The 14350-nt window shown below is 53.3% G+C and carries 16 protein-coding genes and 1 tRNA gene; 5 read left to right on the top strand and 12 right to left on the bottom strand.

Annotated elements, in window-relative coordinates:
• The first annotated feature begins 59 nt into the window (after window positions 1-59).
• A tRNA-OTHER gene (locus tag H151_RS17500) sits at window positions 60-142 on the top strand.
• 123 nt (window positions 143-265) lie between these two features.
• On the opposite strand, the gene H151_RS17880 is transcribed toward H151_RS17500, so the two are convergent.
• The 6 genes from H151_RS17880 to H151_RS15535 all read right to left on the bottom strand — a co-directional run bounded on the left by H151_RS17880 (window position 266) and on the right by H151_RS15535 (window position 7047).
• Entirely contained in the window at window positions 266-541 is a 276-nt protein-coding gene (locus H151_RS17880) for a helix-turn-helix transcriptional regulator (protein ID WP_019960616.1), read from the bottom strand.
• 11 nt (window positions 542-552) lie between these two features.
• Window positions 553-924, bottom strand: coding sequence for a hypothetical protein (locus H151_RS0105355; protein WP_019960617.1), 372 nt, complete (start codon window positions 922-924; stop codon window positions 553-555).
• 299 nt (window positions 925-1223) lie between these two features.
• A complete protein-coding gene (locus tag H151_RS0105360; protein WP_156823369.1) occupies window positions 1224-1967 on the bottom strand; it encodes a hypothetical protein in 744 nt (247 codons plus the stop codon).
• A 1324-nt stretch (window positions 1968-3291) separates the two neighbouring features.
• Complete coding sequence (locus H151_RS0105375; protein WP_026353843.1) at window positions 3292-3663, bottom strand: hypothetical protein; 372 nt, start codon at window positions 3661-3663, stop codon at window positions 3292-3294.
• A 1081-nt stretch (window positions 3664-4744) separates the two neighbouring features.
• Window positions 4745-6049 carry a tyrosine-type recombinase/integrase gene (locus H151_RS0105390; protein WP_019960624.1) on the bottom strand — a complete coding sequence of 435 codons (1305 nt, stop codon included), beginning with the start codon at window positions 6047-6049 and terminating at the stop codon, window positions 4745-4747.
• 131 nt (window positions 6050-6180) lie between these two features.
• Window positions 6181-7047 carry a recombinase zinc beta ribbon domain-containing protein gene (locus H151_RS15535; protein WP_019960625.1) on the bottom strand — a complete coding sequence of 289 codons (867 nt, stop codon included), beginning with the start codon at window positions 7045-7047 and terminating at the stop codon, window positions 6181-6183.
• Between the two features lie 235 nt (window positions 7048-7282).
• Between H151_RS15535 and H151_RS17715 the strand changes: the two genes are divergently transcribed.
• Window positions 7283-8431: an Asp23/Gls24 family envelope stress response protein gene (locus tag H151_RS17715; RefSeq protein WP_019960626.1), complete on the top strand. Its 1149-nt coding sequence runs from the start codon at window positions 7283-7285 to the stop codon at window positions 8429-8431.
• A gap of 4 nt (window positions 8432-8435) precedes the next feature.
• Here H151_RS17715 and H151_RS0105405 read toward each other — a convergent pair whose 3' ends face one another.
• A complete protein-coding gene (locus tag H151_RS0105405) occupies window positions 8436-9278 on the bottom strand; it encodes a hypothetical protein (RefSeq protein WP_019960627.1) in 843 nt (280 codons plus the stop codon).
• A 155-nt stretch (window positions 9279-9433) separates the two neighbouring features.
• Between H151_RS0105405 and H151_RS0105415 the strand changes: the two genes are divergently transcribed.
• On the top strand, window positions 9434-9805 hold the full coding sequence (locus H151_RS0105415) for a hypothetical protein (protein WP_019960629.1): 372 nt from the start codon (window positions 9434-9436) through the stop codon (window positions 9803-9805).
• Window positions 9806-9818: 13 nt separating this feature from the next.
• On the opposite strand, the gene H151_RS0105420 is transcribed toward H151_RS0105415, so the two are convergent.
• From H151_RS0105420 to H151_RS0105430, 3 genes are all read right to left on the bottom strand, one after another.
• Window positions 9819-11432, bottom strand: coding sequence for a type IV secretory system conjugative DNA transfer family protein (locus H151_RS0105420; protein ID WP_083918430.1), 1614 nt, complete (start codon window positions 11430-11432; stop codon window positions 9819-9821).
• 74 nt (window positions 11433-11506) lie between these two features.
• A complete protein-coding gene (locus tag H151_RS17800; protein ID WP_019960631.1) occupies window positions 11507-11641 on the bottom strand; it encodes a hypothetical protein in 135 nt (44 codons plus the stop codon).
• 25 nt (window positions 11642-11666) lie between these two features.
• The gene (locus tag H151_RS0105430; protein ID WP_019960632.1) at window positions 11667-11957 is read right to left on the bottom strand and encodes a hypothetical protein; all 291 of its coding nucleotides are present in this window, start codon (window positions 11955-11957) and stop codon (window positions 11667-11669) included.
• A 168-nt stretch (window positions 11958-12125) separates the two neighbouring features.
• Between H151_RS0105430 and H151_RS0105435 the strand changes: the two genes are divergently transcribed.
• A complete protein-coding gene (locus tag H151_RS0105435) occupies window positions 12126-12809 on the top strand; it encodes a hypothetical protein (RefSeq protein WP_019960633.1) in 684 nt (227 codons plus the stop codon).
• Here the strand turns inward: H151_RS0105435 and H151_RS0105440 are convergent.
• Both H151_RS0105440 and H151_RS0105445 read right to left on the bottom strand, forming a co-directional pair.
• Entirely contained in the window at window positions 12806-13177 is a 372-nt protein-coding gene (locus H151_RS0105440; RefSeq protein ID WP_019960634.1) for a hypothetical protein, read from the bottom strand. The genes H151_RS0105435 and H151_RS0105440 overlap by 4 nt on opposite strands.
• A 1-nt stretch (window position 13178) precedes the next feature.
• Window positions 13179-13469, bottom strand: a complete 291-nt coding sequence (locus H151_RS0105445) for a hypothetical protein (protein ID WP_019960635.1) — start codon at window positions 13467-13469, stop codon at window positions 13179-13181.
• 280 nt (window positions 13470-13749) lie between these two features.
• On the opposite strand from H151_RS0105445, the gene H151_RS0105450 reads away from it, so the two are divergent.
• The gene (locus H151_RS0105450; RefSeq protein ID WP_026353844.1) at window positions 13750-14295 is read left to right on the top strand and encodes a recombinase family protein; all 546 of its coding nucleotides are present in this window, start codon (window positions 13750-13752) and stop codon (window positions 14293-14295) included.
• Window positions 14296-14350 lie beyond the last annotated feature (55 nt).

The following is a 14350-nucleotide window of genomic DNA, read 5'->3' on the forward strand; positions in this document are numbered from 1 at the left end:
AGTCTTCGGAGCGTCGATTTAGAAAGTCTATGAAAAACAATGTTTTATCGTGCTCTGGCGTACCCTATCGTGCAATTCGGATAGGCTCTTAAACCAGCTCCGAAGGCAAAGGTCTCAGGTTCGAATCCTGATGGGTGCGCCATTTAAACTCCCTTGAACATTGAAGAAATTCCTGTGGCCTCCGAAGTGCTTTTTGGCTCACTTCGAGAAATCCCAATCATATCCCAATCCCGTCTGAGCGTCGCTCTATCCAGTTTTGCATGGCTTAGCCTCTCATGGCGCGGACTTCTGCGGGGTTGAAGTGGGCTGAATTCTGCATCCACTGATCAACTTCGCTCAGCTTGAACCTGAGAAAGCGTTCCTTTCCGTAGGTGGGGAAGGGCATCTTGCCGTGTTGTCTCCATTTTCTAAGGGTGGCCAGAGTAACCCCGATGAAGTCTGCGACCTGGTTCATATCAACATAGCGTTCCAGACCCGCGCCCGCCTCTGAGTGAAAGACGGGCCTGGGGGTACGGGGTAAAGAGGCTTCCTTGTTTATCATTGATCAGCCTCTCACAAATTTCCGTCAAAATTTTCTTCCGGTAAATCTGTGGGCGTCCGGCCTTTGGCCCAGCCGTCTTCTACTCTGAGGTTGGCCGCGCTGAGGTTGAGCCGGTTCTGATCGCGATAGCGCACACGCTCGCCTTGGCCAGCTCCGGTGACCAAGCGGGCTATGGAAACATTCTGGCCCAGGTGGGTTCGATCCGCCGTGTTCACATAGGCATTGCCGCTCGCCCAAGACAGGTACCAGCTTCCGTTGAAGCCCTTCTCGATCAAGCTGTGGTAATCATCTCTGTCGATGGTGGCGTATTGGCTGCCTGAATTACTCAGCGGTACGCCATAGGTCTGTGCGTCAATAATAAAAGGTTGGGGTGTTTTCTTCATGGTCTCTATTCATGGTGAAACCGCTCGCAAACCTGGGGCCTGCGGGCGTGTGTATTGTTAAGGGATGTTTGAAATGAGGGGGTGGCCTTACCCTTGATGGTGGGGCTTGGCGGGAGGCTTTATGGCCTTAGACGTTTTGGGCGCATCCCCGGTTGTTTGGGGGCGGCGGTCTGGATTGGCCTTGTATTAAAGGCGATCTCAGCCGTTTCGTCGTTACGAAGGCCATTTTCGGACACTTCAGTCTCTTTGGTCGTCCGTTTGGACGCCTAAGCCTCCAAAGTCATGCTTTAATTGAACAATTAGAACCCGTACTCGTCCTTGACCCAAGGCACACCAAGGCGTTCCAAAGTCCCCTTCAGCGTCAATCCAAGGCTCTCGCGTTGGTCTTTATCCAGCTCAGGTGCAATGGCTTGGATTTGGTTGGCATGGTGTTGGGCTTTATTCGCCAAAGTTTTCTGATGGTGATCTTGCAATCCACCGGCTCCATTCTCAGGTTCACTATTCTTCTTACGCATGGCCGCAGCAACACTGGGGAAGTCCTGTCTCATCCAATCATTGAGCGTGGACTTCTTCAGGCCCGGGAGCTCCTTGGCAATCTCACGGTAAGACTTCAGTCCACTCTTGCCTTTGCGGTGTCGCTTCGCTTTCACATAGGCTCTGAAGACCTCCCGTCTCTCCTTAGCGGACAAGGCTAGCCGCGTTTCCCAATTGGCTTCTCCCGAGGCCAGCTTAGCTTCTTGAGGTGTTTTGACATGGCTGAGGACTTCAACAAGGGTTCGGGTAATCCCGGCCTTGGACAGCGCCAAGTATCTATGGTGTCCATCGATCAAGACGAAAGCCTTGGACAGCTTAGCCACTTTCAGCGGGGCAAAGGGACTACCGCGGCCTTTGTTAAAGGCGTGGGTATTTGCAACCTCGGTCAGCCTATCGACTTGTCCGGGGTGGATTTGTTGGCGACAGGCTAGCTCAAAGTCCACTGCAATTTCATTGAGCCCGAGTTCATCCGGGCCTTCATTGAACCGGGTTTCATTACAGGGTGTCATCTCACAATACTCTCCTTTCATTGTGGGTTTCGTCTTTGCTCATGGCTTGCTTTGATCGGCGCATGAGCGGGGTGCATCATACACACCAACGCTCGCCCATGGTCATCCATGGGTTGTCATCGGCGTTATGGGTGTGTATGAATGGTGTTGTTAAAGGGCCTATCAATCGGCCCCTCAGAGATCACGTTACATCGCATAGCCCCTGAGGGCTCTGTGGTGTTTTCCTGTGCGAATTAAGTGCTTAGGCTAGGTCTGCCTGTGTCGACCCCACAGCGCTTATCAGCGAGCGCTCACGGGGCGTCTTCGGATATCCCATCGACAGCTTTCCATCCTGTGGGTATCCCTTGGCGACCATCGAGGCCAAAGATAACCGGGGACGGCTCTCTTCCCATATACGGGCCTTTTTGGCTATGCGTGCCTGCATAATTCCCTAGAATCTCCGGTCAGGCTTAAGGATTCCACAGGCCCAAAGACCCCTACCGGCCTCTGTGGCTTTCCATCGCCTCTGAAGCCTCCTTCACTCTTGCTCACTGTGTGTGTCAAACGGGCCTGTGATCGACGGTCACAATTGCCGTCCAACGGTCACACTTTGGCTGTCTCTTGTCTCTGCAGATTGGTTCGTGAAGTCCTGGCAAAGAGCGGGTCAGGAGCGGGCTTTCGATGGGGGTGTGTTTCTTCCCATATACGGCGGGTCTTGATTTTGTCTTTAATTATGGATAGTTAGCAAATGCCAACGAACTGCCCTTCCCAAGGCCCCCAAAGTTGGCTTAAGTCCAACCATTCAAACGATAATTATCGCTCAATAACCGCTATCACTGATCATCGTAAATGGGGCCGCTATCGCAGATCAAAGGCCCGCACAAGGCCTCTTTGGGGAGCCCGATAGAGCCCACAGCTTGTCGCTGAGAGATGGTGCTATCGATCATCGCTAACGGCCTAGGGTCAACCCTCGGCCTGAGGGGGCCATACAGCGCCCAAAGCCTGCCTCCGCCTTCCAAGACCTGTCCGCAAGAGCGTGGGCACAAGGGGCGGCGATAGTGCCACCCCAAGCGCTCAAAAGAGGAAGAAGATTATGATGGATGTCTATCTTCTTCTTCGTCTTGTCGAAGTGTTGTGTCTCATGGTGATCGCGTATGATCACCTAAGTCGCCACCTGGACAAGTAACGAAGCGGGTGGGTCTTGTTAGCCGCAAGGTCCACCTGCCTTAAGACTTAGCATAGAAACCTATCAGCATCTATAGTGTCCATAGAATCTATAGTATCTTATGTGTGACCGGGGGTCTCCCCTCTCCATATAGTGCGGGTTTTGGATTCCCCAGACAATTCAGCCCCTTAGCAATCCGCCGAATCTGGGCATTTTCGGGGGCTTACCCTTGAAGCCGAACGCATTCAATTGGTTCTTAATGTGTTGTTTTAATTCAGCTTCCATCGCCTTAGCTTTGGCTTTCTTCACGGCCTTGTCCTGATCGAGCGCCATCTGCTCAACCCAGTAGCCCACAGCCCCAGCTACTGCGTCCAGGCGGTCATCGTGGACCAAGGCTGCTGAGGAAGACAGCGCTTGTCGGGAGGGCTGTGCGTTATTCCCGTCAACAAACGAGTGATTGCGACAGATCCCTTCAGCGTAAAGGCTCGCCAGGGCGCAAAGACCACCTTCGCCATACTGAAGGCCTTCTCTGGGCGCATCAAGGCTGATCAAAGTCGTTCGCAAATATCTTCGACGTTAGAGCGATCTAGCCCATCGAGATTTAAAATCTCGCTCGGTGAGAGGTTTCAACATGGGGGCTTAGGCCGACACCAAAAAAACGTCGTCTCACTTGTTCGTCAATATATTGAAGACTTTGAGGAATTTGGCTTGGTCGCTTTTAAAGCGCTGCCAAGACCGAAGGGAAAGCACGGCGGAGATAGGACGCAGATTGCCTGCCTCACAGAGCCCCGCTAGTCCCTTTGCTTTTCATGGCGACCAATAAACGATGGACCAGTGCCCACCCTTCTTTGGTGAGCTTACAGCGCTTCTTGCGCGTATCGTCTTTATCACGGACCAACACAATGAGCCTCAGAGGCGGAAAAGCTCCTCTGGGTCTTTTCGTCCCGTTGCTTCTATTGGCTTTGCGTCGATACCCCAAATTGCTCATGATGGTAGACATGTGCGCAGTGGTGGTCCCTGTGTTCTTTGCGACTTCGCTAAGATAAGGGTGCCGTCTATGGATCAGCTCCGCCTCAGCCAGGGTGAGCAAGACCATGAGATAAGAGGCGGGAAAGGCCTTCTCTACGGCCATAATCTCTCTGATCGCTGAGCGCAAAGACCCAAGGTGTCCTAAGCTTGATATTTCGGGTGTTGTCATTACGATGGTCTGTGCTTGTGATAGCCACACACACAAGAAAGGCCAGGGCTTTGTTTCTCAGGCGCGGCCCCGGCCCTCTTTAAGGTCTATCCGATTGCGTTACTTGGTGATGATGGCTAGGAATGGGCCAACGCGCACGTCCCTAGATTTTTCTTCATCCAGTGTCTCGATAAGCTTGTGGGGCTTCGGTTCGTCATACCGGGGCTCCCATAAGACCACGAATTTATCGGGGACGGTGGGCTGTGAATAAGCAAAGACGCAGCCTCTACCGTTAAGCTCAAATTTGCCGAAAGGCGTTCCAAAGATTAGCATGTTCTTGTCCTTTGATTGATCGATAGTGTTTAAGTTGGTGGTCAGTCTTTGTATCTGTCAGGTTGTCTCCTTTATTCTGTTGATTGCCTCAGTGGGACCGGCGGCTCTTTGGTCCCTTGCGGCTTAACTTTGGCCTCTGAGGGGAACGACATTGCTCTCTTTGGTGTTTTCATTGTGGACGATATTTAAGAGCCACTGTCCCCAAGCTTCTAAGGCTTGTCTTTTCTGGGGCAGGTAGTCGTTCTTGTCATATGTGCGCGTTAGCTTGTTCCCCACTGCGTGGTTCAATACGGCTTCGCCAATATCGAAGGGCATGGCGATCTTCTCTGGGTGGGTTATGGTTGTCCGGCCTGTGCGCCTTAGATCGTGTACAGTTAGGCCGATGATCCCGAGGGCTTCGCAGTCCCGCGCAAAGGCCCGGGTGAGGGCGTCGCGTCTGATCGTGCCTCCAAAGCGTCCTTGGAAAGGTCCGATGCTGAGCTTCCCGGTTTTGTCTCTGGCCTCTGTGAGGATCTTCACAGCGGCTTTTGAGAGAGGGACGACTGCACTGCGTCTTTCTTTCTTGCGTTCGCGGGCGATGTTCCAGGTCGTCTCGGTTAGGTCGATCTCATCCCAACACATTCCAGCCACCTCATCTCCGCGTTGAAGGGTTAGGGCTGCAATCTGTAAGGCTGAGGCGCTGGGCCATCCTTGCTGCCTGCCTTTGTTCTTTCGGTGTTCCCAGTGGAGCCAGAGCTTACGAAGTTCTTCATCGGTTGCTATGCGCTCGCGGCTCTCTTCTTTATATTTCTTGATGTCTCTAGCTTTGTTGGTCTCGATCCATTCTCTTTCCACCCCGTGGTTCAGGACTTGGCGTATGTATTTCAGGCAATCATTGGCTGCTGCATTCCCGTTCTTACCCTGGGTGCTTGCGCTGCGTCTGATGGCTTCGAGGGCTTCGGTGACCGTCGAGCGTTTAATGTCTTCGACAGCTATCTTTCCAAGATTTGGGAGGATGTTCTTCGAGAGGTGTTGCTTCTCCTTGGCTAAGGTGCTCAGGGCTTTCTCACGGCGCTGCTCAGAATAAGTTAAATAGGCTTCTGCAAGCGCCTCAAAGCTTCTCGCTCTCTTTATCTCGCCTTGGGTCTTTTGATTCCGGCGTTCTTGAACGGGGTCCATGCCTTCGCTTTGAACCTCTGAGCGCTTACGTGCCGCGAGTTGTCGCGCTTCGAGCGGGATTAAGCCGGGGTATTCGCCAAGGACGGCTTCTGAGTTCTTACCGTCGCGGGTTACATATCGCACGCCGAAGGTCTTCTTACCGCTTGGTCGCACCATGAGATAGAAGCCTGATTGGTCGGCATCGTTAATCCGGTACTGCTTGTCTTCTGGCTTGGCCTCCTCGACAGCGCGGTTTGTCAGTCTAATTTTTCGCGTGGCCGTCCGGGGCATTTGTCACAGAATCCCAATCATATCCCAATCAATATGTCCCAAACAGTATCATTAAATCCCAATTGGTATCAAGAGTGGTGTTCTGCAATTTGTTTTAAAGTATTGAAATAAAGCAAAAAAACAACGGATCGCTAGAAAATGAATAATCTAAGCAATTGCCCTCCGAAGGCAAAGGTCTCAGGTTCGAATCCTGATGGGTGCGCCATTTCACATTTATGCATTTCAGAACCCATTAAAGCCTTGAAGGGCAATGATAAATCGGGGTTCGAAAATCCATTTTCCCGGCAGTATCGGGGGTGAGAGGAGAATGCTATTTTCATGAGCATTCGGCGTTGCACTAAATCACCGGAATCCCATAATTTCCAAGGGTTTGAGAGAAATGCCATTGGGGTTCGAAAAGCGTTTTCAAAGCTTTTCTTGGGTGTGCGGATGAAATTGGCTTGCTCAAGCAAGCTGGCTTTCTTCTCTTCCAGGGCGCGAATGCGAGACTCGTAAGCTTTGATTACGCTATCGCTAGTCGCATCCACAATCCGGTCAACGAGCGCGCCGATCTGCTTTTCCAGTTTGGCCGCTTCGCTCTGGACACTGCGAGCCATAGCTTCGGCGCTGGCGATGCGATAATCCCAGATTTTGGCAAACATCGCGCGCGCAACGTTAAAGAGGGCTTCCGTTGGCCGTAAGGCCTTCACCAGGGCCTCAAAATCCTTTTCAAGAACATCACGTCGAATTGATTTGCGCCGAGAAGAACAGCCCTTTTTGAAGCACTCATAGTAGGGGTGCTTCTTGCCTGTTTTGCTGGTCGACCAGCTTGCAGTAAGCGGGTGACCACAAGAGGCGCAAGCCACAAGAACACGCAAGATAAAATCTTCCTGTATATCAGCCCGTGCAGGCGCGCGAGCCTTGTCGTTGAGCCGCTCTTGAATGCGCTCGAAGGTGGTGTAGTCAATCAGGCCTTCATGCTGACCTTTGCGCAGATGCCTGGCAGGTTTTTTTATCATTCCGTGGCACAGCCGCTGGACGTCGAAGACGGGGAGTACTGCGCATGACTCCCGATGCCACCCGTTACCGCTTCACCGTCGAGCACTGAAGCAGGCGGACGACTGGCGATAAGGCTTCTGCCTTGCCTGCCGCGCTCCGCGCGGATGCTGCGAAGCCCATGCGACTAATGCGGCGAACATGCCATCTAGGCCCGCACAGAATCGCCATTGCCTGACTCTTTTTGGAGGGGGCGCAATGATGTTTGCGGAAGGCTTTTCTGACTTTGTCTGCGAAGGCGACAGCATCAGCTACATTGCTGGTTTCGAGATCACCGCACGCATTGTGCGTGACGATTGTCCTGACGCTCCCGACGAGCGGCAGGACGGATTCTGGCACTTGCCTTACAAGGACGCGCTGGGATTCATTGGCCCCGGTCCAAACCGCTGTTCCTCTCAAGCATCATTGTCTATAGTGAGCACGTTAGCTAAGGTTTCTGGTGGGGATATGCTTCAACAAAAACGAGATGTTTCACAATGCCGCATTGAGGCTAAATCGCCTGAGTTGCGGCCAAGGACTTCAAACCCGTCGAGCTATCAATGCGAAGATGAGAGCGATAAGCCGATTGGGTGTTTCGTTGCTGTTGTCGTGGCCATTGGCGGCTTCATCTTTATGGCGAATTCGGATCTTCCTGATGATATGAGCGGGTGGTTTTGGCTTGTGCCAATTGGCGGCGGCATTTGGGCTGGGTTGGCCCTTATATCCTTCATTCGTGATAAACGCGGCAAACTTGCTGTTCTTTCGGAAAATCGAAATGTCGAAATCTCGAATGCGCGAGCCCGTGAAAATGCCGTGAAAGAAGCCATCTCTAAAGCGGACCGCGTTCGACAACAATACCAAGCGGCGTTCAGAGATTTAGAATCCATTAAGGCGGCGTTGCGATCTGTAGACGCATGTATTGTACGCGCCGAACAAGAATACCGGCAGAATGCGTTTTCTCCCTTCTGGGACGAAATTGAAAATGCGGTTCAAACTCTTTCGAAATATGGAGATGAAGTTAAAGCGCTTGGGCAGTCTGCGAGCTATTATGCCCTAACCCTTCAGGGAGAGACCCATGATTTTCCACCATATCCGATCTCAGAGTCTATGATCCCAGATGCAATGGTTACCGCGGAAGATCTGAGGCGCGTAATTCGTCTCGGCCATACGAATTACGAATTCGCCTCGATCTGGGAGCAGCGCAAAAATCGTGAGGTCATGATTGCCGGCTTTAACTGCGTGGCGGACGCTGTAAACGGCATTGAGGGGCTTGTGCTGGAGGCAGTTCGATCCTGCGAAGGCAACATTTTGGCCGCGCTTCGAAAAATGCAAAGTAGTCTACAACATAGAAATATCAGTGGCGTTTAAAAAATCAGCCGCTGCCTTCGATTAGAACTAGCCGATCTCCCGGTTCTACTCTATCGCCGTCATTTTTTTTCACGCTTCCAATCACGCCGCCCGAGTATGCCTGAACATACCAGTTTTCGATGAAATAGTCTTTCGAATTTTCTGAGTTGCGAAGATGGTCTGGAATTACGAATCCGATTTTCCCGGTTCTACACGCGGTGCCTTTTTCAAATCGCTTAGCACCATGTTCGTTCGGTAGGACATGAAGAACACCCGGCGAGCCATGCCACACTATCCAATCTATTTGACGCCCATCGACGACATTGCCATCGACGGGTCGACCATAAGACTTCAAGTCTTCGGCCAAATAACTAAGGCGCATCAGGCGCTGCCGCGTTCTTTCAATATCGCCTGACTGGTCGCGCTCTTTCCGGTTTGCGATTGACATGAGCGTGCGCGAGAATGCGCCTGGTCGCCGTTCATTCAGGTCAAAGCAGCGTAGGGTCATTTTGGTCGCTGCAGGGCCGTAATCTTTTAAACTAAGAGAAAAGAACGCATCATTCTGTCTAAACACAACGCCTCCTTCCAGTGAGCATTGAATGACGGTTGCTCGGTGATCTGGCGTGATCTGACCTCGACCAAATCGGCTCGGCAGCTGTTCGGTCGTCGATCTCGATCCATGGCCGAAAAACCAATTGTGAAAATACTCTATTTGTTGAACTGCGATCCAAACATCGCGAATTGAGACTTGCGATAGCAATTCCGCCTGATATGCGAAAGACTCGCCATTTTCCTTTCTCTCGACATAGGCTTGGACCCAGTGCTTTCCTTCGGGGCTTGTCGGTAAGTTTGGATCAAAGGTTCTCATCTTATCTCCGCAATCGGTGCACAGTGAAAGTGTTGAAAGTTCCTTTAGGCCATGATTAGCATACCGCTAATCGTTTCTGCAATCATAGTAACGATCAGACCTGCTCGAAGAAACAAGGCGGTAAGGTCTATGTCGAGCTTCGCCATAATGGCACCATGACCTTCCATAAAGGCTATTTTGTTCAGGCCGAGGCGCGACGGCTGGAGAAGGCGAAGACCGGCCACAGCGAGAGCCTCGTCGCGCCCGTTAAACCGGTAATGTCCGACCGCTGGCGGAATACATTTCCCTGCATCGCCACGGCGCGGTGCAATGCCAACGCCTATCACCTTTGCGAAATCTTTGCCTTCTTGCTTGCCATGTCGGACGAGGAAGTCATGGAGGTTCTGGCCTTCACCATGTCCGAGCCGCTGGAGTGGTCCGGTGATGAGGCTTCCCCCCGGCTGGCGCGCTCAAATGCTGCACGCGCTTTGCCTGCTTCTAAATCCATTCGAGCTGGGCCGCCCGGCAGATTTGATGCATTCTCATGAGAATAGCTGCGGGTCATGCGTAACCCTCCACGTAAGTCCAATATCCATCCGCATATTGCGGCAGGTGGGCATAGCGCTCCGGAACCCGTTCACGGATGATTCGGCGCGAGGCCGACCCGAACATCTGTTTAACCCGTACCGATCCGGCTGGCGGGTGAAATGGGTTAGGATGATAGCGCCCGGCCATAAAGCGCTGTTCGTAATAAGGTGCGCGTTCCGCGTAGAGCGGATGGGGAAGGCCATCGGCGAAAATGTAAGCCTGGTCCCCTGGCGTGTTCAAAACCTCATCAGGGGTTCGCAGGGCGCGTTGCTGTTTGGAACGGATCGTCTCTACCTGCCCATAATGTGCAGCCTCAATAACCGAAGAGATCAGATCACCGCCCGAGAGAATGTTTTGAATGGCTTGCTGTTTTGCGATACTCGCGCGCGCTTGCGAAAATTCATCATCATATTGGATTGTTTGCGTTCCTAGCATGCGGCTCAGCACAGTGGCCGAGGTCAGATCGCGCACAGCGAAGTACACACGGCAGGCCGCGCTGGCCGTGATCTCCACATCCGCATTAGGGCCGATGGCCTTCATCTGGTCAGTAGACTGGAACACCGCCACCGGGCGAATGCCAATACCTGCGCCAATACTGAAGAGCTGTCTGATCAGCGGATAGCCTGAGAGCTGGGCCGCTTCATCGATGAACCAGGTCTGGCGCGGTGCACTCGGTGCCGACTTCTTCTCAAAATACAGACGCGAGGTGATGGTCTTGATGATGGGTGCCCATTGGCGCAGCAGATGGGCTGGCGGCATCAAATACAAATGATGCGGCGTGCGTGAGCGCGTCAGTTCCGCCAAATCAAAATCAAAGGGCGGAGAAACGGACTCCATCAGCACCGGGTCAGCCAGCGCGGCGAAGGACTTAAACAGTTCGCCGAATACGCCAGCCATGCCGCCTCCGCTATCGCGCTCTCGCCAGGCCGCTATCTCTTCCTCAATTCGGCGCGCGATAGCGTATTTGGATTCCGACATCTCAAAGGCAAAATCGAGATAGGCATTGCCGCCTGCCGGGATCGTGTTGATGAACTCATACAGGCGCGGAAAGGTCAGGACGCCATCATGTTCGGTAATGGCGAGGCCACCGCCGACAAGGATTTCCTGCATCCGTTCTTCGAAATAAACCGCCTGCGCAGCGCCGCTGGACGGAGCGAAGTTCCGAAACGTCTCCTGCATATTGCTGACCAGATTCGGACAATCCCGGCGCAGGTGGCCCAGTGGATTTATTCTTGATGTGGGGGCACCATTCAGGCGCTGCGGGTTCCAGGCGATACAGGCTTTGGGTGGCTGGGTTTGTTTTTGGCTGATCGCGTAAAGTTCGCCCTTGGGGTCCAAAATGACCGCCGTACCGCCATACCCGCCCTCGCAGATCGAGTATGCTAAAAGATCGCGTAGCTTGCCGCCGCGCGCGCCCGCCGTCACCAGAACCCCGCCGGGGCCGTTCCAATACACGGGCCGCCCCTCGATAAAGCCAACAGAGATCGACTCCGGCGTCTTGTCGAACATTCCGGCGCGCCGCACATCGTCTTGGTTCGCGAATGCCGCTGAACCAAAGCGGTAGATCTCATTGTCCTGCGGATGTATGCTCCGCCTCCTTCATTCAACGCTGACAAAGAATAAGGCCGAGCAGCTTTCGCCGCCCGGCCTCTTGGAAATCCCTAACCGGAGAATGATCCGATCAGAGCCAGCACAATGAACACGACAACAGCTGCCCCTCCCACAGCTTCCCAATCGATGACTTTTTTCGTGACGCGAAACGTACCGCGACGGACTTCCTTATCTTTAGTGAACATAGCAGTTCTCCCTTTCTATTTGGATTTAGCGAAGCAAGTTGCGGAAGTAGCGGACCGTTCCGCCGCTCAGCAGGAGTTTCAGAATGACGGTGCTGGTGAGGCCGATGACGGCTACGGTCAGGAGCCACCACAGGATCCCAATCCCGAAATCAAAGCCGTAGTGATCCCGCGCGAAGGCCTGCACGGCCTCGACACTTGATCCGTAGGCAAATGGCGTGGCGAAGAAGGTGATCACCACCGAGCCAATTGCGGAGAACCAGTTGGACGCTTCCGCGAGAAAGTCCTTCTGGCCTCGCCCGTTGTTCATTGTCTGCATAACGAACCTCGATTGCTTGCGGCTGCGTGTTTGCGAGCCGTTTGAGTGTTATCGGATGGTTTGTTCGCTGGTCCGGGGGAAACGGCGAATAGATTCGAAAAAACGCCTGTTAACGAATTGCTAAGATAAAAAGTATATAATTTTCAGTAGTTTGAAATGTGAGGGAATTTGAAGTCAAAGAATGAAACAGATTTAGCCGATTATCAGGATGAACTGGCCGAGCGCTCTACGGGCAAGATACGACGGTTCTTCGTTGATGGCGAACATACACCCGGATCAAAGGCGCAACGGGAGAAAGAGGCCAGCAATAGTGTCACGCTGACTGCGTTGCAGCTTGCGATGCAAGATCCCGCCTATGCCGCCGCCTATCAAGCCGTTTGGGATACTTATGAACGCGTACAAAATGCCCTTGATGAAGCAATCTTGGACAACGCCGAAGAGCTGGAGCGTCTGGAGGCGGAGGCCGCCCGTCTTGATGACGGCACGGTGATCTTTATGCGCCCGGATGGCAGCGCGGAAACGCGCGATGGGCGGATCATTCCGCCATCGGCTTTGATCGGGGTTGCAATACCTGAGGATGCGACAACGATTGAAGAATATCGCATTGCAATGCAGCGCAGTGCAGAACTGGCCGACATCCAGACCGAGATCATCGATCCTGCCAGAGACAGGATCAATGATCAGGATAATCCCTTAAGCGTCGAGGAGTTGCAGAACTTTTCGGATGAGATAAACCGCGTCGCCGCTCATATCAGTGGATCATCAGAGTTCAGTATTTCACAAAACCGAAGTTCTGATGACCCTTTGTTACCGCTCGGTGAACCGCAGTTATCTAGCGGCCCTTCTCCTTAGTTGTAATCTATGCGAAGTTGCGGGCATTCGCGTCTTGCGAGAGCTAATACAACCGTCGGCGGGACGTGATCAGGAAACCTTTCCAAATTAGCAATGACAGTAGCATAGTGTTGTTGTTCATTCTCAAAATACCAAGCTGCTACACAATCAGAAGCATTCTGATCGCGTAAGGCAATGCCACTTGCCAATCCAAGCACTAATCCGTGCAACCAAACACTGCGCTCATTTTCAGCCATTCTTAAAATATTACGATTCGTAAAGCGCTCCGGCTCTACATCTGTGTCTTGCGCCGGTGCGGGGGGTGTGAACAGGGCTGTGGCCATTAAAGCGGCGTTCATTGCGATGAGCAGAGTTTTGAGGGTGGCCATTTTACGCTCCCATGTTGTTGAAAAACCAAAGCACGCGCCCGGCGATGAGCAAGAGCGCCAGCGCCAGAAAGGCGACATGGAACACAACGCGTAAGGTCAGCGCCCCAATCCAGCCCGTCGCCGCGCCCAAGAGCGCCCCGGCCAGGGCCCCGGCCCAAAACCCGATTTCGGGATCAGCATCCCCGGCGGTGTCGCCCCATAAGAAGCCCGCAAAGGCCCCGATCCAGGTCATGGCCCCCGTCAGGGTGGTCTTTTTCTGGGATGATTGCTGTGGTGATGATGACTGGCTCATGCGGGCGCTCCCCCTTTGGCATGAAAACCCCGCGCTCCGGCTAAGAGGCGATTGAGACAGGGTACGCATACGCATGTATGGCTAAGTGTCTCAAAAACCTTCCAAAAAGAGATTGTCTCTGCTATGGTCAACCCATCATTGAGATCGCCTGATCCGGCGTCATTACAGGCCGGATTATCGTCCGTTTTGCACCCGTCCCGTAAAGGAAGGGATTAGAGACGATAAAATGCGCGCTCAGTGCGGTTTTACGCTTATCACCGGACACGGAAAGGAGGCCGCCATGCGGATCGGCTATGCGCGCGTTTCAACGCATGATCAATCGCTTAATCTTCAGCGCGATGCGCTGGTGGCGGCGCAGTGTGATCAGGTGTTTGAAGACCATGGTATATCGGGGGCCTGTCTGGACCGCCCGGCCTATAACCAGATGATGAAGGCCTTAAATGCCGGTGATGAGCTGGTGGTGTGGCGGCTCGACCGTCTGGCGCGCAGCGTGTTTGATCTCATTGATACTTTGCACACGATGAAGGCGCGCGGGATTGTTTTTCGTTCGATCTGTGAGGGGATGGATACCGGCTCCCCCTTTGGCGAGACGGTTTTTGTGGTCGCCAGCGCCTTTGCGGCGCTTGAGCGCTCTATCTTGATCGAACGCACCCGCGCCGGGATCGATGCGGCCAAGGCCAGGGGCGTGAAGTTTGGCCGCCGCCCGGCCCTGAATGGGGAGGCCTTGTGCGAGGCGCTTTTCCTCAAGGAACAAGGCATGACCACCCCCGCCATTGCGCGTTATCTCGGCGTGGGCCGCTCTACGCTCTATCGGTATTTTGTGTAGCTCATTCGTGATCGCAACGCGGGGGCAACGAATTCGCGAAGTGCGGTCTGCATCT

This window comes from Woodsholea maritima DSM 17123 (assembly GCF_000382325.1).
GTDB lineage: Bacteria > Pseudomonadota > Alphaproteobacteria > Caulobacterales > Maricaulaceae > Woodsholea > Woodsholea maritima.